This is a genomic window from Serratia sp. M24T3, from assembly GCF_000257645.1.
GTDB lineage: Bacteria > Pseudomonadota > Gammaproteobacteria > Enterobacterales > Enterobacteriaceae > Rouxiella.
On sequence record NZ_AJHJ01000006.1, the window covers coordinates 73,340 to 94,405 of the forward strand.

Genomic DNA, 21,066 nt, shown 5'->3' on the forward strand with positions numbered 1-21,066 from the left:
ATAAGACTCTCTTATCACCACACAGGGAAACCCTCTTACTGGCTGATTCAACGGCAGTCTACAGTGGCCGTATTAACCGACCAGCACACTTGAGGGTGAGTCAAAATGTCTTCACAGCAGGATGAAGTTGTAGATTTTACGGCGTCGCAAGCGGTATTGCGTATCGAACGGACTTCGTTGCGGGTTCAGCAACCGGCCACTACGCAGGATATTATCTCTCTTGCCGTCGGCGAGCCTGATTTTGATACGCCACCGCGTATTATCAAAGCGGCTGCCGATGCCCTCAATCAGGGGCTGACCCATTACGCACCGCAATCAGGTGAAAAACCGCTGTGTCTGGCGCTGGCTCGGCTGATTTCGGCTCAGTCGGGCGTCGAGGTGGGAACGAGCGAAATTTTGGTGACCCACGGTGGCACGGGCGGGCTTTCTGCTGCCATCCTGTCGATTGTCAATCCCGGCGATCGCGTAGTGATTCCCGATCCTACTTATTCTCTGTATGCCGACTTGGTCAATATGGCCGGGGGATCTGTGTCCCTGTGCCTTGCAAGCCAGACTTGCACTGGGACATTGAGGCGCTGGAAGCCGCTATGCGCGGCGCGCGGCTGTTTGTTTTCTGCAATCCGGGCAACCCAACCGGCATTGTTCATTCGCGCGCAGAAATCGAAGCCTTGGGCGAAATCGTCAAGGCCAGCAATACTTTGGTGGTTGCCGACGAAGCCTATAGTGATCTGGTGTTTGCCGATAAGCCGTTTACCTCCGCGCTGCAAATAGAGGCCTTCCGTGGCCGCACTCTGTACTGCCAGACCTTCTCCAAAAGCTACGCGATGACAGGCTGGCGCATCGGTTATCTGGCTGGTCCGGCAAAAATGATTGCCGCCGCCGCCCGCATTCACAACTCTTTAAACAGCTCGGTCAATACCGCCGTGCAGTACGCGGCACTGACGGCGATTGAAGAATGTGCCCAAGACGTGCGGGAGATGCACAAAATTTATGCTCAACGCCGCGAACTGATGATTGCCGGACTCAATGCCATTCCCGGTTTGAAACTCAACGAGCCGGAAGGGGCATTTTACTGCTTCCCTTCTTATTCTGCGCCAATACCCTCGCTGGAAATGGTCGCAATCTTGCGCAACTTCGGCATTGCCGTCCGGCCAGGCAGTGAGTTTGGCGCAGCAGGGGAATCACACATTCGCCTGTCTTACGCCGCCAGCCAGGAAATCATTGTCGAAGGTCTGGTGCGACTCAAACGCGGCCTCGCGTCTTTATCCTGATGACAGCCATGACGAGGGAACACGCCATGAAGATTGAAACCTTGACACAGCCGGTTATCAGTCAACTGGGCAGCCGCGCGATGCTGTTTGAAGCACCCGGTGTGATGAGTCTGGAAAATCAGCAGCGCATCTGGGCGTTGTCGACTCAGGTCAAACAGTGGCCATGGGTGGCCGAAGCTGTGCCGGGGATGAATAACCTGATGCTGACTTTTCATCAGCCGCCGGAAGAACTCGAGCCACTGTATGAGGCGTTGCAGGCCGAATGGCAGCGCGGTGAGGCGCAAACTCTCGAGGGCAGAGTCATTGAGCTGCCGGTGTATTACGGCGGGGAATATGGACCGCACATTTGCGACGTCGCCGAGTATACCGGCCTGAGTATCGCCGAAATAGTGCGCCGTCATGCCCAACCGCAGTATCCAGTTTATGCGCTGGGCAGCCACCCCGGTTATTGCTATCTCGGCGGCATGGACCCGGCGATTGCCACCCCGCGCCGACAGACACCGGTAATGAGCATTCCCGGCGGTGCCGTCTCGATTGGTGGCGTGCAAACCGGCGTTTCAGCCTCTGCCGGACCCAGCGGCTGGAACACTATCGGCCATACCGAATATGTGTTTTTCAATGCGGCGGCCACGCCTCCGGTGATGCTGCGCCCCGGTGACAGCCTGCAATTTCGGGTAAAGAAGGTGCTGTCATGATTGAAATTGAAAAAACGACGGCGCTAACCAGCGTTCAGGATTTAGGGCGTAGCGGTTGTTTGAACTACGGCGTGGGTCGCGCAGGGGCGATGGACCCCTTGGCGCTACAACTGGGGAATTTGCTGCTGGGTAATGAATCCGGTGCGGCGGCGATAGAAATTCCGCTGTTTCCTTTTCAGGTTCGTTTTTTAAAAGACTGTGCCTTTGCGGTAACCGGCAACGATGGCGAGAGCCTGCTTGATGGCAAGTTGCTGCCGCCATGGTGGGTGGCGCAAGCCGTGGCTGGGCAAAGGTTGACGGTTAAGGCTTCTCGTCATTCGGCGCGTGCCTATTTGCATCTTCCCGGCGGTATCGACGTACCTGAAGTGTTGGGATCGCGAAGTACCCAACTGCGCGGGGCGTTTGGCGGATTTAAAGGGCGTGGACTGCAAAAGGGTGACCAGCTGTCGGCTGTCGAGCCGCAGCGCAAGCTGAAAACTGACCTCGGCATTGCCTCGCCGTGGCTAAGGTTTGCCAATCTCGGCGCTGAGGTGCAAACAATACGTGTGCTGCCTGCTGGCGAAAATCTGGCTTATACCGAAGCTTCACGCCAGCGTTTTTGGCAGCAAGACTGGAAAATCACGCCGCAAAGCAACCGTTATGGCTATCGGCTCGAAGGTAAAGCATTGGTGGCGCTGGAAACCATGGAAATGCGTTCTCACGGCATCGTCCCCGGAGTCATTCAGGTGCCGCACAACGGGCAGCCGATTATCCAGATGAGTGATGCCCAGCCCAGCGGCGGTTATCCGAAATTTGCCACGGTGATTGAGGCCGATTTATGGCTGCTGGGGCAAATCCCTCCGGGGCGCAGTATTCGTTTTGTAGAGTGCAACTTTGCGCAAGCGCGTGAAGCCTGGCAAGAGCAGCTGCAATATCTCCAACAGGTTGAGAAACAGATAAAAAATCTGGGTCATGCGTAATCAGGGTGAAAGATGATAGCGATTAACGAAATACGCCAGATTGCCCAGAAAATGCAGGCATCCGGGCTGGGAAATATTGAAATTAGTGGTAAGGATTTTTTACTGCGGTTGCGCTGTGCCGACCAGAGCCATTTTCCAAATGCAGCGTTTGCTAAACCGGCCGAGTCGGTAGTGTGCAAAGCGGTCAAAAAAGGGCAGTTTTGGGCCACTCATCCGATGCAGGAAAAAGCGCCGTTAGGCTGTGGCACTCAAGTAAAGGCCGGTGATTGTCTGGGTTTTTTGCAGACCGGAGAGCTGATATTGCCCATCCGCAGCCCGCTGGACGGCGAGGTAGTCAATCTGGCAGTCAGCAATGGTGAACAGGTTGGGCAAGGCCGCGTGCTGTATTCAATTAAACCGCAGGCTGTTGTTTATAAATAACTTAGGAGCCTTTTATGCGCTTAATTGATCTCAATGCCGATCTCGGTGAGGGCTTTGGCGACTATCGTATCGCTGATGATAAATCGCTGATGTCGATTATCAGTTCGGCCAACATTGCCTGCGGTTTTCATGCCGGAGATGCCAACACCATGGCCGAAAGTGTGAACAGCGCCAAGGAACTCGGCATCGATCTCGGCGCGCACGTCGGCTTTCCAGATTTGATGGGTTTTGGACGCCGCCGTATGCAGATAGACGGCGAGACAATGGCGAAATATGTGATTTATCAGCTCGGTGCTTTAGCTGGATTCGCTCGTGTCGCCGATTATCCGCTGAGCCATATGAGCTTTCATGGCGCGCTGGGCAATATGGCGGCAGAGGATGAGGCATTGGCGATGCCGCTGCTTCAGGCGGTAAAGGCGTTTGACTCGGGTTTAATTATCAGCACCACGGCGGGTAATGCAGTGGAACGCTGCGCCAGAGAGCTGAACATGAAAGTTGCCTGCACGCTATTGGCCGACCGGGCCTATCACACTGACGGAATGCTGGTCAGCCGAGGCAAACCGGGGGCGGTGATCCACGACCCGCAAGCGATAAGTGCGCGTATCCGCCAATGGTTGACCGAAGGCACCTTAACCAGCATCGAAGGGGTGAAAATACCGATGGCGGTTTCATCAATTTTGCTTCACGGCGATACCGCAGGCGCGGTGGCGCTGGCAAAACGCATTCGGCAAGAGATTGAACAAACGCCGGACTGCCAAATCAGGCCGCTATCGCGGCAGCTACTGTCATTAAATAATTAAATAACAACATGATAGAGAAGGGCGTGACGCTTCATAAGATGACCTTATTGCCACACACCCTTTATGTCTTATCCGTAAAAGACATTACCCGATACATTCGAACTATCTCCACTGCCAGCCGCCGGAAGGGCATCTGCGGCAATATTAAAGAGGAATTATCATGCCGTTTTCAGATTATAAAGTTGCGTTGGTCACCGGAGCTTCAGCTGGAATGGGAGAAGCCATCGTTGAGCGTTTGTGCAAGGAAGGGTTGACCGTTCATGCCGTCGCCCGCCGCGAAAGCGAACTGGCCGCTCTGGCCAGCCGCACCGGCTGTATTCCTCATGTTATTGACGTCAGCGATGTTGATGCGTTGACCCGCCTGTGCAGCGAAATTGAAATTGACGTGTTGGTCAATAATGCCGGCATCTCGCATCCCGGTTCAATTGCCACTGCAAAAGAAGAGTACGTCGATGCGCAGGTTGACGTTAACCTGCGCGCCGTGCTGCACCTGTGCCGCCTCACTGTGCCGGGCATGATGGCGCGCGACCGCGGACATATCATCAACATTACTTCAATCGCAGCCATCTATAACTTTGGCGGTAACTCGATTTATCACGCCACCAAGGCCGGCGTTCACGCGCTGTCGCGTCAGCTGCGTGTTGACTGTTACGGCAAACGGGTTCGCGTGACTGAAATCTGTCCGGGTCGTGTGGCAACCGATATCTTTGGCAATGTTTCCGGTGACAAAGAGGGGGCGAAAAAGCAGTTTATCGACGGCTTCGAACTGCCAACCGCCAAAGATATTGCTGACACCGTAGCTTTCGCCATTGCCATGCCGATAGCGGTCAATATCGGCAACATCGAGATCACTCCAACCTTGCAAGTGCCGGGCGGGCTTTCCACCATGCGCCCGGGTGATGCAGGTTAGTAAAGGTTTTGAATTATTGGCTCACGGGAGGTCGTAATGGCTGCGTTGAAGAACAGTTTTGACATTGCCGCGGTGATGCAGGGCCAGTATGGCGGCATGCTGGTAAACGGCATTGAATTGACGCTAAAGCTGGCGATTGGCTCGTGGATGTTGGCAATGATTCTGGCGCTGTTGCTGGTAGTCATTCGCCTGACCGACAAACGTATCGCCGTCGCGCTGGTCAGTATCTACGTTTCCTATCATCGAAATGTGCCGACTTTAGTGCAGTTGATGATGTGGTACTTCGCCATTCCAACCCTGCTGCCGGAAGGGTTACAAGACTGGATTAACGACCAGAACGCCGAATTTATTTTCGCCTTGATGGCGCTGAGTCTCTGTCAGGCGGCCTATTTTTCCGAGGATATTCGTAGCGGGCTGCGCGCTATCCCGGCTGGTCAAACCGAGGCATCGCGCGCGCTGGGCATGAGTTATGTGAAATCAATGCGGCTGATTATTTTGCCGCAAGGGCTGCGTAACGCTTTGCCTTCATTGATTAATCACACGGTGCTGCTGTTTAAGAATACCAGTCTGGCGATGGTTATTGGTGTCGCGGAACTCACTTATGTCACCCGTGAGATCGAGAATCAGACTTTCAGAACGTTTGAAATTTACCTGGTGGCCTCGGTGGCGTACCTGTTTTTCTCACTGCTGTTGATGGGAGGCGGCGCACTGGTAGCCCGACATTTTCAGCGTGCTATGGCGAGGTAAGTGGCCATGTCAGATTTCTTCAGCATTGTGCATCAATACTGGATGCTGTTTTTAGTCGGTCAGTACCCACACGGTTCTCTCGGCGGTTTGGCCAATACGCTGCTGCTGTCGCTGGTGGCGATGCTGTTCGCAGTTCCATTGGGTATTTTGCTGGCGATGGCGCGTATCTCGCCGTTCAAAACTGTCAGGGTGGTTTCTGCGGTTTGGGTTTACCTGTTCCGTGGCATTCCTCTGATGATGGTGGTGTTTTGGACCTATTTTTGCGTGCCGATGTTGCTGGGCCACGATATCAACGGTTTCGCCACGATGGCCTGCACGCTGGTGATTTATGAAAGCGCCTATATTGCCGAAATTGTGCGTGGTGGTATTCAGGCGCTGCCGCCCGGCCAATACGAGGCCTCGCGAGCTCTGGGGATGAGCTATTTCAAAACCTTCCGACTGATTATTTTGCCGCAGGCGCTGTACAACACCTTGCCGAGCCTGATAAGCCAACTGGTTTCAATCATCAAGGACAGTACTCTCGGCTATGTGATCAATGTGCAGGAACTGACTTTTGCTGCCAATCAGGTCAGCAACCAGTTACTGACCAAGCCTTTTCAGGTGTTTGCGATTGTGGCGCTGAGTTATTACGTGATTTGTTTCAGCCTGACCTGGGTTGCCAATCGCCTTGAAAAGCGTATTGCCCAGCAGCGTATTCGTCATCAAGGGGCATTGGCGGTGACACCTTCATCCACGCTATCCCCTGAAATCATTCAATAAGGAGCAGAGATGACCCCGCTAATCATGTTTAACCAGGTCAATAAATGGTATGGCGAATATCAGGCTCTGACTGACCTGAGTGCGGAAATCCGCAGTGGTGAGGTAGTCGTGGTTTGCGGGCCTTCTGGCTCGGGTAAATCTACGCTGATTCGCACGGTGAATCGCCTGGAGCCGATTCAGAATGGACAAATCCTGTTTGAGGGATTGGACATCAATGGCACCAGCACGCGGTTAAACCAGCTGCGCACTCGCATTGGATTTGTGTTTCAGAACTTTAATCTTTTTCCGCACATTTCAGTGCTGGAAAACGTGATGATTTCGCCGGTTAAAGTCCTTGGCGTTCGCAAATCACAGGCTCGTAAAGAGGCGATGGCGTTGCTTGAACGTGTTGGTTTGGCGCACAAGGCCGAAGCTTATCCGTTGCAGCTTTCCGGCGGACAGCAGCAGCGTGTGGCAATCGCCAGGGCCTTGGCGATGAAGCCACCAGTGATGCTGTTCGATGAACCTACCAGCGCGCTGGACCCGGAAATGGTCGGCGAAGTACTTAGCGTAATGCGCGGGCTGGCGCAGGAAGGGATGACCATGATGTGTGTGACTCACGAAATGAATTTTGCTCGTGAAGTGGCTGATACTATTTGGTTTATGGATGAAGGAAAAATACTCGAAAAAGCGCCGCCGGAGCGTTTCTTTACTCGACCGGGGCATGCACGCGCCCAACGTTTCTTGAGTGATTTACGCCAGCATTAATTTATTGTCGATGGTTTTATACCCGTTTCTGATGAACTTGCATTAATTATCTGTGACGCTGTCACTTAATTTTGAACACTATTCGGGAAAATGACTGATGAAAATTAAAACACTGTCTTTTGCACTACTGTTGAGCCCAATTGCGCTGAACACCCTCTCGGCCCATGCCGACATGCTCAGCGATATTCAGGCGCGCGGACAGTTAAACTGTGGCGTTTATTCTGATGTGCCACCCTTTTCTTCACCGGATCCACAGACGCGCCAATTGGTAGGCATGGACGTCGATCTCTGTGGGGCATTGGCGAAACAAATGGGCGTGAAACTCAATCTGATGCCGACTTCGGTTGAGGCGCGCATTCCAGTATTGACCACAGGGCGTGTCGATGTGCTGATCGCCAATCTGGCCTACACCAAAAGCCGCGCTGCTCAGATTCAGTTCAGCGATCCTTATTATGTAGCGAAAGAGATGCTGGTGGTAAAAGATAAAAATGCCGCCGAACCGATCACTTTTTTTAAAGGGAAACGCCTTAGTTCGACCAAGGGCACGACGTCTGAGCAGTCTATTTATCTGGCTGGCGCCAAAGCGATTACTTTCCAGGACACCGCGTCGGCTTACCTGGCACTGCAGCAGAATAAGTCGGTGGGCTTTGTCACCAACACAATGACCGCCATCAAAATGATTGAGCAGGCCAAGGCAGGGGGTGTCAATCTGGCCATGACCTCGTTCCCGATGGCGCTGGAACCCATTGGTATCGGCATGAAGCAGGGTGAACCTGCATTGCTGACCAAGGTTAACGCCAGTCTGAAAGCGATGGATGATTCGGGTGAGATAGACAAAATTTGGGATAAATGGATTGGGCCAAATACCTCTTACAAGATGGTGCGAGAAGACAAGGTGCAACCGTTAAGCAGCCTGAAGTTCCAGCCGTTGGACTGAGTTTAGATTTTAGATTTGGAATCTAAAGGCAATTTTTAAGATTAATTCTTAAGTTTTATTCTTAGGGTCAACTTTAAAGGCCGGTTCTTAAGTCTAAATTTTATGGTTGACTCCTAAGACAGATAAACGCTGAGCCGTTTTCCGGTTCACGAATTTCAATGGATATTTAACCGGCCGCGCCGGAACCGGGCAAGAGGTCTCCAGGGCGAGCCCTCTTGCATCTCCGCGCCCTTTGGGTGTCGTTTGCCTGTACGGCACCAGACGATGAGTTCGTTTCAGTGCCCCCCGTGTGTGGCGTTGGTCGCGCCGCTGCGCGGTCCCCTCGTTCGTTCGAAAGCCAAAAGCGTCTTTCTCACTCCCTCAGCGCCGCCCCGAAGCCGCCAATCAGGGCTATTAAAGAAAAACCGGCAACCTAAGCTGAGGTCAAAAGACCTTCCTTCTGACAAAAATTTTCTTTTGAAGGTGACATTCTGTGAATATCGGTTTTATTAATTCAGAAACGAAATCAAAAGTTATATTTAGTCTTGAACAAACCTAAGAGATCTATCTTGGTGAGAGCGGCTTTTGACCGCCGTAGAGTTGCCGGTTTTTCTTTTTAGCTGCTTGACCTTAGGTCCTAAACTTTCCATCCGGCATAAAGTCAAAAATCCATCGCCCTTACTAATTATTTTTCATTTGCCGTTGTGAGTTTTATTTAAAAAAGGAGGGAGCGGTTTTCCCTAGGGGCTAATATTGGCGTCACTCCGTGACGGCGCTGAGTGAGAGGAGGGAGACGTTTTTGGCTCCTGACCGAGCGAAGGAATGGCGGAGCCACGCGGCAACGCGCCACACAGAGGAGTGACTGGAAAGAGCTACAAACTTGAGAACCGTTTTATTCAACGGCGACAAGGGCCCGGGATTCTTAAGGGTGGCGGCCCAAGGGCCACCCTTGAGGCGGTCTGGGCCGCAGCCCAGTAAGCGAAGCGCATGAAGTTGAATTTGAATTTGAAGTTAAGCTAAAGGCCATGCGCAGCATCAAGTGTGCCGTTGGTCGCGATTAACTTCTAAGGCCGAAAAACTCTGAGGCGTTTTTCCGGTTCACTTATTTCAAGGGTCATTTAACCGGCCGCGCCGGAACCGGGCAAGAGGTCTCCAGGGCGAGCCCTCTTGCATCTCCGCGCCCTTTGGGTGTCGTTTGCCCGTACGGCACCAGACGATGAGTTTGTTTCAGTTGCCACTGTGTGTGGCGTTGGTCGCGCCGCTGCGCGGTCCCTTCGTTCGTTCGAAAGCCAAAAACGTCTTTCTCCCTCCCTCAGCGCCGCCCCGAGGCCGCCAATCTCGACAATTAAAAAGACAGGCAACCTGACCTTAGGTCCTAAACTTTCCATCCGGCATAAAGTCAAAAATCCATCGCCCTTACTAATTATTTTTCCTTTTCAGTTGTGAGTTTTATTTAAAAAAGGAGGGAGCGGTTTTCCCTAGGGGCTAATATTGGCGCACTCCGTGACGGCGCTGAGTGAGAGGAAGGAGACGTTTTGGCTCCTGACCGAGCGAAGGAATGGCGGAGCCACGCGGCAACGCGCCACACAGAAGAGTGACTGGAAAGAGCTACAAACTTGAGAACCGTTTTATTCAACGGCGACAAGGGCCCGGGATTCTTAAGGGTGGCGGCCCAAGGGCCACCCTTGAGGCGGTCTGGGCCGCAGCCCAGTAAGCGAAGCGCATGAAGTTGAATTTGAATTTGAAGTTAAAGTTAAAGGCCATGCGCAGCATCAAGAGTTGCGTTGGTCGCGAGCAACTTTTAAGACCGATAAACTCCGAGCATTTTTTCCGGTTCATTAATTTCAATGGTCATTTAACCGGCAACGCCGGAACCGGGCAAGAGGTCTCCAGGGCGAGCCCTCTTGCATCTCCGCGCCCTTTGGGTGTTGTTTGCCTGTACGGCACCAGACGACGAGTTCGTTTCAGTGACTCCCGTGTGTGGCGTTGGTCGCGCCGCTGCGCGGTCCCCTCGTTCGTTCGAAAGCCAAAAACGTCTTTCTCCCTCCCTCAGCGCCGCCCCGAGGCCGCCAATCAGGGCTATTAAAGAAAAATCGGCAACCTGACCTTAGGTCCAAAAACTTTCCATCCGGCATAAAGTCAAAAATCCGTCGCCCTTACTAATTATTTTTCCTTTGCCGTTGTGAGTTTTATTTGAAAAAGGAGGAAGCGGTTTTCCCTAGGAGCTATTAATGGCGCACTCCGTGACGGCGCTGAGTGAGGGGAGGGAGACGTTTTTGGCTCCTGACCGAGCGAAGGAATGGCGGAGCCACGCGGCAACGCGCCACACACAGGAGTGACTGGAAAGAGCTACAAACTTGAGAACCGTTTTATTCAACGGCGACAAGGGCCTGGGATTCTTAAGGGTGGCGGCCCACAGGCCACCCTTAAGGCGGTCTGGGCCGCAGCCCAGTAAGCGAAGCGCATGAAGTTGAATTTGAAGTTAAGCTAAACGCCGTGCGCAGCACCCAAGCCATGCGCAGCACAAGATTTTGACTTAAATCTTCTGATTTAAAATAGTTTTTTGAGGATTAAAAAGAATAAATGCCACCCTTGAGGCGGTCTGGGCCGCAGCCCAGTAAGCGAAGCGCATGAAGTTGAAGTTGAATTTAAATTTGAAGTTAAAGTAGATTCTAAATCCAAAACCTTAAACCGTACTTGTCAGATATCTTCCCCCCCGATGCAGCTATATCTTAACCGCATTAAAACGAAGGCGAATAAAGCGGAATAATCTCCAGTTAACCCTCTGATATTTCGCGTTCGTTTTTCCTAACAACTTTAATGAATAGCGGGAAGATATGAACCTTAAAATGACTTTGATTTCGGCTGCTTTGGGTGCGGTAACGCTTTTGTCGGGCTGCGGTATGCAAAACATGCAGGTTGAGCAAGATCAACAGCGCTGCAAACAATATGGTTATGCAATGGGAACGGAGCCGTTCGCCAAGTGTATGCATGAGACAACAGTTGAGCGGGACAGAACCCAGTTGCTAGGATCGTTGATTAACAAGATTAAATGATGCTAAATCCGGCTGGGAGAGACAATTTCTCCCGGCCAGCAATTAACAGGTTTTAGAGACAGCGCCGTCACAGCATGGTTTCCAATTTTGCCAGGCAGTTTTTTGGCAATTGTAGCTCGGCGCAGTTTTAATACCCATCCATTCCAATTCGCTTTCGCCCGAAACCGTCGCCTTGACTTCCATTTCCTCTCCAGCCATCACTCCTACTTTTGCAACAGTGACCTTTGATGCTTCAGCTTTGGTTACCTCGGCCGACTTACTCATTTTCTCGGTAACGCCTAATGCCGCTGTAATTTCGGCGTGAGTTTCATCCAGCTCGATTTTTGGGTATAAACCGAAACTCGGCCACTGCTCTAACCGACGATACACCGCAGGCGTAGTTTTAAACTGTTTTTTGAACGTGCGGGTAAAGGTTTGCTGAGAGTCGAACTGATATTTGTCAGCAATGCGCAGAACTGAATTTTGTGTCATCCGTAATTCAGTTGCTGCCATAGTCAAACGGCGCTGGCGGGTATAAGTGCCAAGAGTTTGACCGGTGAAGCTTTTAAACAGGCGTTGCAAGTGCCATTTGGAGTAGCCCGATTTCGCGGCAATGGTATCTAATGTTAAGGATTGATCCAGGTTGTGTTCAATCCAATCCAACAGTTCACTGACAATACTTTCGTGATACATATTTAAATTCTCCCGTTAAGGATGCCATTTAGCCACTCCTCACGCTGGACTACAATGCGCAATTCGGCCATATTATTTATCAAAGCAGCCAAAACCTTACGGAGTCTTGATAATCGATGCCAATAATTCAGTGTCATCCGGGCGATTGTAACCGCGTATCTATTGATGAAATCGATAGACCTGTGATTGCCGTCGGGGCCGCGCGAGCCAATGGGGCATGGGAAATGGCGATGCATCGCCATCGTAAATCACAGCTGATTTATACGCTAGAAGGCATCATTAGCTGCGAGCTAGAGCAGGGGGTTTGGGTTGTTCCACCGCAGTGCGCGGTGTGGATCCCCAGCGGATTGATGCACTCGGCGCGCGGAACCGGTGTTAATCAGTGTTACAGCCTGTTTGTTGAGCCTGATGCTAATTTATCTTTACCCACCACCTGTTGCACTTTGTCCGTTAGCCCATTACTGCGGGAGCTGCTGCTGCACGCCGCGCATTTCCCGCTGTTGTATGACGAGCAAGGGCCAGAAGGCAAGATGATCAATGTGTTGCTTGACCAGTTGGCGGTGGCGCAAGTCGAAAATTTGTATCTGCCACTGCCAAGAGATAATCGACTGCGCCAGGTGACCGACGGTATGTTGCTGCACCCATCAGATAAATCAACCCTGGCGGAATGGGCGGGGCGTATTGGCATGAGCGAACGCAGCCTGAGCCGGACTTTCGTCAGTCAGGTCGGAGTCAGTGTCCATCGCTGGCGGAAACAGCTGCACGTGATCCTCGCGTTGCAAAAGTTGTCGGAAGGCCACAGTGTTCAAACCGTTGCTTTCGATTTAGGCTATGAAAGTGCCAGTAGTTTTGTCACCATGTTTCGTAAAGCGCAGGGCAAACCGCCAGCGCGATATCTTTCTGATTGCGTAAACAGCCCGGAAATGACCATTCGCGGATTCTCCTTAACGGAAAGCCTCGCTTCATAATAAGAAACTGGCGCTATTTATTGCACACCCTGGCGTCAGTTTTGTAATCAAGCCTCAAGGAAAATATTGCAAGATGGCTATAGGTAATCTGGTGCTTATCCCCGGTTATATGACCGACGACCGGCTGTGGGACGATATTGTTGCACCTTTGCAGCAAGGCGGGGCGAGGTTGACAATGGCTCAGCTCAATCAGGGCGAGACCATGGATCAGATGGCCGATCGCATCATTGAACAGTGTCCGCCAGAGTTTGTATTGCTGGGTTTCTCAATGGGCGGTTATATCGCACGCAAAATTGTTCAGCGCATACCGGAACGAATTACTGCATTGATTTTAGTTGCCACCTCCAGTCGAGCCGACTCGCCACAGCAGCAGCGCAGCAAGGCCAGCGCGGCAGATGCCGTTACCGAGCAATCCTATAATGGCCTCAGTAATCAGTCGTTAGGATACTCCCTTCACGCCGAGCGTAGTCACGATCCGTTGCTGTTACAAAGGCTTAAGAGCATGGGGCAGCGTTTGGGCTACGGCGTTTTCGTCCGTCAGTCTCGTCTTGATCGCGACAGCGATACTGCCGCGTTAGGGCAAATTAAATGCCCCACTTTGGTAATCGCAGCGCAAGACGACCGGATGCGGAGCCTGCAGGAATCAAACGAGTTGCAGGAAAATATCGCCGGGGCAGAAATGCGCATCATTGCAGATTGCGGGCATATGATCCCCCTCGAGCAGCCCGCAGCGCTGTGTCATGAAATCATCGGCTGGCTTGAGCAGCGTCCATAATGTTCCAATTTGTAGCAAGGAAGCTGCAAATCAGGCTGTGATTGAAGTTTTAGTTACAACATACTAATTGCCATCGACATTCCCGACATTCCCGACATTCCCGACATTTAACCACGGCGACAAGTTTGTCTGGCAGCAGGAAAAGACTGTTAATAATATTCCAATCGTTTCAGTGGGTTATATTTTGTTTCTATACTGTTTGTGCGGACCGCCCTTGACGTAGTGATCTGCATCACGTTCTATAGCCACAAAAACACCTGTGGGATTATAATAATGACTGAATGTGCAACTCTGGGCTCGGAAATACAAACGTCTTCGCTGAGGCGCTGGCTGGCCGTGATGTCTCTGGCTTGCGGCACCTTTGCCTTGGTTAATACCGAGTTTTTACCGATCGGCCTGCTTTCGCCGATAGCCCACGCCCTCAACGTGTCTGAGGGCCAGGCAGGTTGGGCGATTATGCTGCCGGGTCTGGTCGCTGCGTTGGCAGCTCCTTTGTTAATGCTTTTTTCACGTAAGCTAAACCGCCGTACATTGCTGCTGCTGTTGTCCTCGGCCATCATCCTTTCTAATGCTATCGCTATGTTTGCACACACTTTTCCGGCATTGTTACTGGGTCGCCTGATCTTGGGCATTGGCGTCGGAGGATTCTGGGCATTTGCAATCCCTGCCGGGCGACGCCTGGTTTCTGAAGCGCAAAGCTCGCGGGCTATCTCATTGATAAGTGCCGGGGTTGCAGTGGGAACAGTGGCGGGGGTGCCTGCCGGAGCCTTTATTGGGGAGCTTTTTGGCTGGCGTATGGCGTTTACAATCAACACCGTGTTAGCGGTGGCCGTTTTCATCTACCAATGGGCTGCCTTGCCATCTTTACCTGCGCAGAATTCACTTGGCTTAGGTTCGCTTTTAACCGTAGCGAAAATTAAAGGCGTCCGCCGTGGCCTGATCATTGGTATTTTTATGGCCGCTGCACAGTTTTCCGCCTACACCTATCTTGAACCTTGGTTACGTTTTCAAGTGCGTTTATCGGCGTCAGATCTTTCTCTGTTGCTGATGGGCTACGGCGCGGCCGGTCTTATCGGTACTTTCCTGACTGAAGTCACCGTGCGCGAATTCGGCGTCAAAAAAGCTTTTCTGGGCAATATCCTGCTGTTGGCTTGCTCAGTGTTAATCGCCTCTCAGCTGAGTAACAGCATAATGGCAGCCAGCATTCTGGTCATTCTATGGGGATTGGCTTTCGGAGCATTGCCGGTGTGTCTGAATATCTGGATCTATCAGGCAGCGCCTGCAATGTTTGAAAGCGGTTCAGCGTTGATGGTATGCGTGTTCCAGATAGCTCTCGCCTGCGGTGCTTTTTTTGGTGGATTATTGGCCGATACCCAAGGCACATCCGCCGCGTTTATTCTCGGCGGAGTGCTCGCTTTGCTGGCTGGATTGAGCATCTTTATTTCCCAGCCTCGACAATCAGAAATCAAGCCGCAGTAGCGAGTTAACTCAATTCGCCCTGACGCTGTAGCCAGCTGCGGTAAAAATGTGGCCAAATTTCGGTAGGCGTTCCTGGTTTGCCCATGCCGAAACCGTGACCGCCGCTGGCGAGCTGATGCAGTTCACAGGGCACATGCATTTTTTCGCAGGCCTGCTGCATGATTACCGTATTCATTGGATTGGAAATCGGATCGTCTTTGGCCTGCGCTAAAAACATCGGCGGTGTTTGTGGAGTTACAAAGTTTTGTACTGACCACTGCGCCGCCTGTTTCTCATCTGCATGTCTTCCGACTAAAATATGTGCCGTTGAGGTGTCTGAGTAAGGGGCCTCTAGCGTGATTATCGGATAGATAAGTGCGCTGATGTCGGGGCGGGCGCTGTGATTGTCTATATTATCGATAGCGCGATAGGAGTTAAAATCGGAGCGCACTGACGCCATACCGAGTAAATGTCCTCCTGCCGAAAAGCCCAGAACGCCGACCTTGTTTTTCTCAACTCGATATTTGTCTGCATTGGCGCGAATGAGTCGCAGCGCCCGTTGGGCATCCTGTAAAGGAGCCATGGCGCCTGCACTCCAGCCTTCTGCGGGTAAGCGATAAGTAAGAACGAATGCGGTAATGCCTCTTTCGCCAAGCCAGCGGGCAGCGGGATGTGCTTCGGTTTCCATTTCAATACGTTTATAGCCCCCGCCTGCGGCAATCAACATTGCTGAGCCATTGGGATTTTTGGGCCTATAAACAGTGAGATGTGGCACGCTGATGTTGCTGACAGCACCACGTTTGCCTATTTCCATCTCACCGGAGGGACCACCGCCACCCGGCGGGGTTGAAGGCCAAAGTAGCAACTTTTCTGTTGCTGCGGCTGGCTCTTGTCTCCGTGTTTTTGCATCTACGCATCCGGCAAGAAAAGCCGCGCTGGCTCCGATAATAAAATTACGACGGTTCATGCAATCACCTGCTGTTAATAAAAATTAGAACAATTATAAAAATAGCTACTGATAAAATTCTGAGTAACTTCTGAATTACCCTAATAGGGGTATCAATCAAAAGTGATGAAATCATGAGTTTATCTTAAAGTTAGCGCGCCATTTATGTTCGTGAGAGGTTAGGGCCGTTCAATTGGCTGTCGTGCAGGCAGAACATTGACGCATAACTAATGCCATTTAAATCCATAAGGCGTCTGTTCACGAGTGCTAAAGTGGGGTGAAATTAATCAGGGAGCCAGCTATGTCTCATTCCAAAACTTCTGCTATTCCTGTTATTGACCTGTCAAAACTTAACGGTGCCCCTGAACAACGCCGTGAGTTCCTCAAGGCGCTGCGGGTGGCTGCACGTGATATTGGTTTCTTTTACCTGACTAATCACGGGGTGGATCTGAATCTGTTGTCTCAGGTGCAAAACATTTCACGTGACTTCTTCGCCTTGCCCCAGCACGAGAAGGATCGCGTTGCCATGGTAAATTCCAGGCATTTTCGCGGCTACAATCGCGCCGCATCTGAGTTGACGCGCGGGCAGCCAGACTGGCGTGAACAGTTTGACCTTGGTGCCGAGCGCGCGCCGCTGCAACAAACTGCTGATTCACCCGCCTGGTCTCGTTTGCAGGGGCCTAACCAGTGGCCTGAAACCCTGCCTGAGCTGAAGCCGTTGCTGCTGGAGTGGCAAAAAACGATGACAGTCATGTCGCTGCAGATTTTGCGTGCTTTCGCCGAAGCACTTTCTCTGCCAGTTGACTCTTTTGACTCATTGTATGGTGATAAGCCTAATGAGCATATCAAACTGATACGCTATCCCGGGCGGGGAGATAATGAGAGCAATCAAGGCGTTGGCGCTCACAAGGACTCTGGATTTCTGACATTTCTGCTGCAAGACAAGCAGAAGGGATTGCAGGTCGAAGTCGAAAAAGACCGCTGGGTGGATGTTTTGCCCATTGAAGGTGCCTTTGTGGTGAATATCGGCGAATTGCTGGAGTTGGCGACTAACGGCTATTTGCGTGCCACAGTGCACCGGGTTTTAGCGCCTTCAACCGGCAACGAACGACTGTCTTTGGCCTTCTTCCTTGGGGCGCGGTTGGACGCAGTTATTCCAGTGTTCCAGCTACCTGCGGAATTGGCTTCTCAGGCAAATGGGCCAGAAAGCAGTCCACAAAACCCGCTATTGCGCGATGTGGGCTGGAATTACCTTAAAGGCAGGCTGCGGTCGCATCCCGATGTCGCTAAACGATATTACGCTGATATTCTGTTTTCCTGAAAATGAGAAATTAATTAATCTTCCTATTAATAGGTAAATTTAGATAATAGTTTCCTAAACTATTCTGATCTGAATTTTTCTCTCCCAGGAAAAACTGTCTGGATAGCCCTTGACGATAAATAATCGCAAAGGGCTATTTTTATCTCGACGGGCAAGACGAAATTTTTGACATTGCTATGATTAATCGCCGTAAGCAGATCATAATGATACGGTTTAATCCTGTTTCCTTTCACTATTTCTCGCGAGTTTCTGACTTGCAGCCTGATGAATATTATTAGGCGCAAGATGAGACGATCAATGCTATTAACCCGTGGTGTTGATAAGCCTTACCCGTCGCTGGTTGACGTGGTGTAACTTCTTGCAGTTCGCTACCATTTGCTTTTTAGTTGCATGAAATACTGGGGGATAGGAAGATGCAAGAGCATCAAGGGCATCTATATTTCCCCGGCAGATAATATCATCTTGCTCAAGCTGAATTCCCGCCATGTTGAGGTCCCCATAGCCGAGATGGTCGATAAACTGTGGGTTTTCTTTAAGAGCGCTATTTCTGAAAGTTCTTAAATCTCCATTTAATTGATTATTAACTCTAGCCAGCCTGTTACGCCTGGTATTACAGCGTTCCACTGTCTGCGCCTTTTTTATTTCTTTTAAGCAGCTTAAGGTTGTAAAAGTCTGATGTTCACCATATTTAGCCATGGCCAGCTCAAGCGTTTTAACGTAATTACTTAACAAAATCCGTGGGTTGTTAAGAATATCTATTTGATCGCCTATTGAAGGAATAGGGCGCTGGGGGATTATCTCGGCCATTGCGTTTTGCGCAGCCAGAGACGAGTTAATACTATTGAGCATTTATTACTCCTTAATGAGTAGAGACGCATTTTTATTAGAATGCCTTTATTAGTTGGACATTGTTATTCACAATGTGAATTATTATGGCTTAAGCCATGTGTTAATTATATGCTTTTAAAATCAGTGCGTTGCGATAGGACGGCGTGCCAAGCTAAGTTCGCATACTGTTTAAAAAATCGCAAATGCAATTTTCCTGATAAGCAAAGTTAAAAGGAATATTTCTCTTGGCCCATTTTTCTTGGTTAACTGATTTCACTGAACGGGGATTGCCCCAAACGATAATCTGATAAGGAGTGAACAATGACCCAATATTTATCTGCCAAATCTTTATGGCTAGGATTTAAGCGTCGATGTTCTGCTACTTTCTTTTCTCAGTCTACAGCAGACAGTTCACGCTTGGTTGAATCGCTTCTTGTAACAGGATCGTTATATGGCATTGAACTCGGAAATATTGACCCTTCCTGGTATCGCCAGAAATAGTCAATATCAGCGATTACTACGTCGCAGCTATTGGAATGAACTGTGCTAACGGTTCGCTGTGAAGGGATTCACAACAGTATGATGATTTTCTCCTGAAGTAAGAGCAGTAAAGTTGAGATCTCCCCCGGTCTTGTCGAATGTGATTTTAATCCCACTTTGTGGAGCCTATGACTTTTGAGTCATAGGTTTTTTTATGCCTGCAATCTTCACAACGGATAGGGATTATTCCTGCTTGAAGTTATTGTAAACACGATGCACCAGGCTCAATAACTGCTGATGCTCTTCTTCGCTTAAACTACTAATTCCTAACTGATTAAGTTCTTGCCCCTGCTGCTGCATGATTTTTCGAATCTCTAATCCGGCTTCAGTCAAGGTCAGGCGCATACTGCGGCGGTCTTTTGTGTCCATACAACTAGTCAGCAGGCCTTTATCTCTTAAGCCTTTGATCAATCGAGTCAACTGGGCCTTATCGCGTTCCATAAAACGCTGTAAGTCACCCTGAGGCGCGTCGGGATGACGCCCAACATAGCTCATCACTTTGGCTTCCATTTGGGTGATGTCGTAATTACCATCGCGCAGCAATTCGAACTGTTTTGCACGATAGCGATGCATAATCATATGCATTACCCAAAGCACATCGTCGTTATGCGAATGACTCATTAGTTGACAATGTCTCCTATTCTCATTTAGATTGTTGATATTATCAACCAAGTGGAACACCTTACCATGACCGACAACACCTCTACCAGCCGCGTGCAGCTAGTCATGCACGAGATAAAACGACGCACGCTCGACGTGGTAAACGTGGAACAAATTAGCCCAGGTTTTAAGCGTATTACTTTCAAGAGTGAGTCGCTGGCGGATTTTATCAGCGCTTCATTCGATGACCATATAAAATTCATTGTTAATCCTCAAGCTGACCAACCAGTAATGCGCGATTACACGCCACGCTTTTACGATAACGCCAAGCAAGAGCTGGTGATTGAATTTGCGATGCACGGGGAAGGGCCTGTCAATGAGTGGGCAGAGAATGTTAAAGCTGGTGACAAAGCCTACATTGCCGGGCCACGTGGCTCACGGGTGATCCCGATGGACTATCAGTGGCAGTTGATGTTGGGGGATGAAACCGCGTTTCCGGCTATTTCGCGCCGTCTGGAAGAGTTGCCTGCCGGTGCTCGTGTCACGGTGGTGGCTCTGGCTCAGGATGCTGGCGATCGCCGCGAGTTCCCGACTCAGGCCGAGGCAGAAATTATCTGGGTAGAAAATGCACAGCAGCTGACCGACTGGGCCAGTCAGCATCAGCTTGCCGCCGGTGAAGGTTTTATATGGTGTGCTGCAGAGGCTTCAATTATCAAGGCATTGCGCAATGTCTTTGTTGAGGAAAAGGGCCATGATGCCAACGCGCTCCGCACCTCGGCTTACTGGAAAAAACGTACCGCCGCATTCCACGAAGAAGTCCAGTAATCATGGACCGACGCTCTTTTTGAAGGCAGGAAGGGCGTCGAAATGACGACTGTGGGGGTTATTTCCCGCCGCGCCTGAACGCCTGCCAACACTTGGCTAAGGCGTAAAACAAGGCACCAAAGCCGCCGACGAAAAATCCTACCGGCCAGTTGGTCTCATAGGAAAGAGCAATTGCCAGCCAGACAGTAAGCAGGGCGATGGCGACTGACAGCAGCACCGCCGGGACCGGACGAGAAATCAGCATACGCGCTACCGCTGCGGGCCCTACCATCAGGCTGAAAACCAGCAAAGCGCCAACAACCGGCAGTGCCATTGCAGTGGCCAACGCCAGAATTGCCAGGAACCACAGCTCCATTTTTTTAGCCGAAATTCCCTGTACGTCAGCTAATTCTGCAGAAACCGAGCTGAGGATCAGTGGATAAAACAGACGCACGGTCAATCCTGTTGCCAGAATGCTGATTGCCGCAACCGGCAGCAGTTCTGCGCGGCTGACGCCTAATACCTCGCCAAACAGCAGCGCATAAACCTGTTGAGAATACTGGCTGCTGATGCTGAGAAACACCGTTCCCAAACTTAACAGCATCACCAATGTCAGTGCCGTTGCGACCTCGTGACGGCCATTTTTAGCCAGCTGATTAATGCCCGCCACACTGACACCGGCAAAGACTATAAGGCCAATAAAACTGTTGATACCCAGCAAGCCAGCCAGCGCTGCACCCGGAAAAGTGCCTAACGGCAGGGCATGAGCGGCAAAGGAAGCTCCGCGCAGGACAATAAAAAACCCTACTAGCCCGGCGACTACGGCAACCAGCGTCACCACTATCCAGGTGTTGATCATAAAACTGGAAAACAT

General features: G+C 50.9%; 21 protein-coding genes and 1 pseudogene. 17 read left to right on the forward strand and 5 right to left on the reverse strand.

Annotated features, from left to right (window positions below; genetic code table 11):
* Positions 1-105 precede the first annotated feature (105 nt).
* The 11 genes and pseudogenes from SPM24T3_RS07270 to SPM24T3_RS07320 all read left to right on the forward strand — a co-directional run bounded on the left by SPM24T3_RS07270 (position 106) and on the right by SPM24T3_RS07320 (position 11,280).
* A pseudogene (locus SPM24T3_RS07270) lies at positions 106-1,271 on the forward strand (pyridoxal phosphate-dependent aminotransferase).
* 26 nt (positions 1,272-1,297) lie between these two features.
* Positions 1,298-1,966 (forward strand): 5-oxoprolinase subunit PxpB, encoded by a 669-nt coding sequence (pxpB, locus tag SPM24T3_RS07275; RefSeq protein WP_009636079.1) that lies wholly within the window; start codon positions 1,298-1,300, stop codon positions 1,964-1,966.
* Positions 1,963-2,925 (forward strand): biotin-dependent carboxyltransferase family protein, encoded by a 963-nt coding sequence (locus SPM24T3_RS07280; RefSeq protein WP_009636080.1) that lies wholly within the window; start codon positions 1,963-1,965, stop codon positions 2,923-2,925. The genes pxpB and SPM24T3_RS07280 overlap by 4 nt, the downstream gene beginning before the upstream one ends.
* A gap of 12 nt (positions 2,926-2,937) precedes the next feature.
* On the forward strand, positions 2,938-3,345 hold the full coding sequence (locus tag SPM24T3_RS07285) for a biotin/lipoyl-containing protein (RefSeq protein ID WP_009636081.1): 408 nt from the start codon (positions 2,938-2,940) through the stop codon (positions 3,343-3,345).
* 14 nt (positions 3,346-3,359) lie between these two features.
* Positions 3,360-4,145 carry a LamB/YcsF family protein gene (locus tag SPM24T3_RS07290; RefSeq protein WP_009636082.1) on the forward strand — a complete coding sequence of 262 codons (786 nt, stop codon included), beginning with the start codon at positions 3,360-3,362 and terminating at the stop codon, positions 4,143-4,145.
* 160 nt (positions 4,146-4,305) lie between these two features.
* On the forward strand, positions 4,306-5,055 hold the full coding sequence (locus SPM24T3_RS07295) for an SDR family oxidoreductase (RefSeq protein WP_009636083.1): 750 nt from the start codon (positions 4,306-4,308) through the stop codon (positions 5,053-5,055).
* 36 nt (positions 5,056-5,091) lie between these two features.
* Positions 5,092-5,802, forward strand: coding sequence for an amino acid ABC transporter permease (locus SPM24T3_RS07300; protein WP_009636084.1), 711 nt, complete (start codon positions 5,092-5,094; stop codon positions 5,800-5,802).
* A gap of 6 nt (positions 5,803-5,808) precedes the next feature.
* Positions 5,809-6,561, forward strand: coding sequence for an amino acid ABC transporter permease (locus tag SPM24T3_RS07305; protein ID WP_009636085.1), 753 nt, complete (start codon positions 5,809-5,811; stop codon positions 6,559-6,561).
* 9 nt (positions 6,562-6,570) lie between these two features.
* Positions 6,571-7,308, forward strand: coding sequence for an amino acid ABC transporter ATP-binding protein (locus tag SPM24T3_RS07310; RefSeq protein WP_009636086.1), 738 nt, complete (start codon positions 6,571-6,573; stop codon positions 7,306-7,308).
* Between the two features lie 97 nt (positions 7,309-7,405).
* A complete protein-coding gene (locus tag SPM24T3_RS07315) occupies positions 7,406-8,245 on the forward strand; it encodes an ABC transporter substrate-binding protein (protein WP_009636087.1) in 840 nt (279 codons plus the stop codon).
* A gap of 2,816 nt (positions 8,246-11,061) precedes the next feature.
* A complete protein-coding gene (locus SPM24T3_RS07320) occupies positions 11,062-11,280 on the forward strand; it encodes a hypothetical protein (RefSeq protein ID WP_009636088.1) in 219 nt (72 codons plus the stop codon).
* A 42-nt stretch (positions 11,281-11,322) separates the two neighbouring features.
* On the opposite strand, the gene SPM24T3_RS26135 is transcribed toward SPM24T3_RS07320, so the two are convergent.
* Positions 11,323-11,952 carry a helix-turn-helix domain-containing protein gene (locus tag SPM24T3_RS26135; protein WP_009636089.1) on the reverse strand — a complete coding sequence of 210 codons (630 nt, stop codon included), beginning with the start codon at positions 11,950-11,952 and terminating at the stop codon, positions 11,323-11,325.
* 116 nt (positions 11,953-12,068) lie between these two features.
* Between SPM24T3_RS26135 and SPM24T3_RS07330 the strand changes: the two genes are divergently transcribed.
* From SPM24T3_RS07330 to SPM24T3_RS07340, 3 genes are all read left to right on the forward strand, one after another.
* Positions 12,069-12,920, forward strand: a complete 852-nt coding sequence (locus SPM24T3_RS07330) for a helix-turn-helix domain-containing protein (RefSeq protein ID WP_009636090.1) — start codon at positions 12,069-12,071, stop codon at positions 12,918-12,920.
* Between the two features lie 73 nt (positions 12,921-12,993).
* Positions 12,994-13,695 carry an alpha/beta fold hydrolase gene (locus tag SPM24T3_RS07335; RefSeq protein ID WP_009636091.1) on the forward strand — a complete coding sequence of 234 codons (702 nt, stop codon included), beginning with the start codon at positions 12,994-12,996 and terminating at the stop codon, positions 13,693-13,695.
* A gap of 273 nt (positions 13,696-13,968) precedes the next feature.
* Positions 13,969-15,174, forward strand: coding sequence for an MFS transporter (locus SPM24T3_RS07340; RefSeq protein WP_009636092.1), 1,206 nt, complete (start codon positions 13,969-13,971; stop codon positions 15,172-15,174).
* Between the two features lie 4 nt (positions 15,175-15,178).
* Here SPM24T3_RS07340 and SPM24T3_RS07345 read toward each other — a convergent pair whose 3' ends face one another.
* On the reverse strand, positions 15,179-16,120 hold the full coding sequence (locus SPM24T3_RS07345; RefSeq protein ID WP_009636093.1) for an alpha/beta hydrolase: 942 nt from the start codon (positions 16,118-16,120) through the stop codon (positions 15,179-15,181).
* Positions 16,121-16,400: 280 nt separating this feature from the next.
* Here SPM24T3_RS07345 and SPM24T3_RS07350 point away from each other — a divergent pair, with 280 nt between their 5' ends.
* Positions 16,401-17,420, forward strand: a complete 1,020-nt coding sequence (locus SPM24T3_RS07350; RefSeq protein ID WP_009636094.1) for an isopenicillin N synthase family oxygenase — start codon at positions 16,401-16,403, stop codon at positions 17,418-17,420.
* A 303-nt stretch (positions 17,421-17,723) separates the two neighbouring features.
* Here SPM24T3_RS07350 and SPM24T3_RS07355 read toward each other — a convergent pair whose 3' ends face one another.
* Positions 17,724-18,269, reverse strand: a complete 546-nt coding sequence (locus tag SPM24T3_RS07355) for a hypothetical protein (RefSeq protein ID WP_009636095.1) — start codon at positions 18,267-18,269, stop codon at positions 17,724-17,726.
* 300 nt (positions 18,270-18,569) lie between these two features.
* On the opposite strand from SPM24T3_RS07355, the gene SPM24T3_RS25865 reads away from it, so the two are divergent.
* On the forward strand, positions 18,570-18,749 hold the full coding sequence (locus SPM24T3_RS25865; protein WP_071988416.1) for a hypothetical protein: 180 nt from the start codon (positions 18,570-18,572) through the stop codon (positions 18,747-18,749).
* A 222-nt stretch (positions 18,750-18,971) separates the two neighbouring features.
* Here SPM24T3_RS25865 and SPM24T3_RS07360 read toward each other — a convergent pair whose 3' ends face one another.
* Positions 18,972-19,409, reverse strand: a complete 438-nt coding sequence (locus tag SPM24T3_RS07360) for a MarR family winged helix-turn-helix transcriptional regulator (RefSeq protein WP_009636096.1) — start codon at positions 19,407-19,409, stop codon at positions 18,972-18,974.
* Between the two features lie 66 nt (positions 19,410-19,475).
* Here SPM24T3_RS07360 and SPM24T3_RS07365 point away from each other — a divergent pair, with 66 nt between their 5' ends.
* Complete coding sequence (locus SPM24T3_RS07365) at positions 19,476-20,213, forward strand: siderophore-interacting protein (protein WP_009636097.1); 738 nt, start codon at positions 19,476-19,478, stop codon at positions 20,211-20,213.
* A gap of 58 nt (positions 20,214-20,271) precedes the next feature.
* Here SPM24T3_RS07365 and SPM24T3_RS07370 read toward each other — a convergent pair whose 3' ends face one another.
* Positions 20,272-21,066 carry a metal ABC transporter permease gene (locus SPM24T3_RS07370; protein WP_009636098.1) on the reverse strand — a complete coding sequence of 265 codons (795 nt, stop codon included), beginning with the start codon at positions 21,064-21,066 and terminating at the stop codon, positions 20,272-20,274.

Bases quoted from the DNA above. Each gene is read 5' to 3' on its own strand.
- pxpB (WP_009636079.1), top strand. From the start codon at position 1,298: ATGAAGATTGAAACCTTGACACAGCCGGTTATCAGTCAACTGGGCAGC.
- SPM24T3_RS07280 (WP_009636080.1), top strand. From the start codon at position 1,963: ATGATTGAAATTGAAAAAACGACGGCGCTAACCAGCGTTCAGGATTTA.
- SPM24T3_RS07285 (WP_009636081.1), top strand. From the start codon at position 2,938: ATGATAGCGATTAACGAAATACGCCAGATTGCCCAGAAAATGCAGGCA.
- SPM24T3_RS07290 (WP_009636082.1), top strand. From the start codon at position 3,360: ATGCGCTTAATTGATCTCAATGCCGATCTCGGTGAGGGCTTTGGCGAC.
- SPM24T3_RS07295 (WP_009636083.1), top strand. From the start codon at position 4,306: ATGCCGTTTTCAGATTATAAAGTTGCGTTGGTCACCGGAGCTTCAGCT.
- SPM24T3_RS07300 (WP_009636084.1), top strand. From the start codon at position 5,092: ATGGCTGCGTTGAAGAACAGTTTTGACATTGCCGCGGTGATGCAGGGC.
- SPM24T3_RS07305 (WP_009636085.1), top strand. From the start codon at position 5,809: ATGTCAGATTTCTTCAGCATTGTGCATCAATACTGGATGCTGTTTTTA.
- SPM24T3_RS07310 (WP_009636086.1), top strand. From the start codon at position 6,571: ATGACCCCGCTAATCATGTTTAACCAGGTCAATAAATGGTATGGCGAA.
- SPM24T3_RS07315 (WP_009636087.1), top strand. From the start codon at position 7,406: ATGAAAATTAAAACACTGTCTTTTGCACTACTGTTGAGCCCAATTGCG.
- SPM24T3_RS07320 (WP_009636088.1), top strand. From the start codon at position 11,062: ATGAACCTTAAAATGACTTTGATTTCGGCTGCTTTGGGTGCGGTAACG.
- SPM24T3_RS26135 (WP_009636089.1), bottom strand. From the start codon at position 11,952: ATGTATCACGAAAGTATTGTCAGTGAACTGTTGGATTGGATTGAACAC.
- SPM24T3_RS07330 (WP_009636090.1), top strand. From the start codon at position 12,069: ATGCCAATAATTCAGTGTCATCCGGGCGATTGTAACCGCGTATCTATT.
- SPM24T3_RS07335 (WP_009636091.1), top strand. From the start codon at position 12,994: ATGGCTATAGGTAATCTGGTGCTTATCCCCGGTTATATGACCGACGAC.
- SPM24T3_RS07340 (WP_009636092.1), top strand. From the start codon at position 13,969: ATGACTGAATGTGCAACTCTGGGCTCGGAAATACAAACGTCTTCGCTG.
- SPM24T3_RS07345 (WP_009636093.1), bottom strand. From the start codon at position 16,120: ATGAACCGTCGTAATTTTATTATCGGAGCCAGCGCGGCTTTTCTTGCC.
- SPM24T3_RS07350 (WP_009636094.1), top strand. From the start codon at position 16,401: ATGTCTCATTCCAAAACTTCTGCTATTCCTGTTATTGACCTGTCAAAA.
- SPM24T3_RS07355 (WP_009636095.1), bottom strand. From the start codon at position 18,269: ATGCTCAATAGTATTAACTCGTCTCTGGCTGCGCAAAACGCAATGGCC.
- SPM24T3_RS25865 (WP_071988416.1), top strand. From the start codon at position 18,570: ATGACCCAATATTTATCTGCCAAATCTTTATGGCTAGGATTTAAGCGT.
- SPM24T3_RS07360 (WP_009636096.1), bottom strand. From the start codon at position 19,409: ATGAGTCATTCGCATAACGACGATGTGCTTTGGGTAATGCATATGATT.
- SPM24T3_RS07365 (WP_009636097.1), top strand. From the start codon at position 19,476: ATGACCGACAACACCTCTACCAGCCGCGTGCAGCTAGTCATGCACGAG.
- SPM24T3_RS07370 (WP_009636098.1), bottom strand. From the start codon at position 21,066: ATGTTTTCCAGTTTTATGATCAACACCTGGATAGTGGTGACGCTGGTT.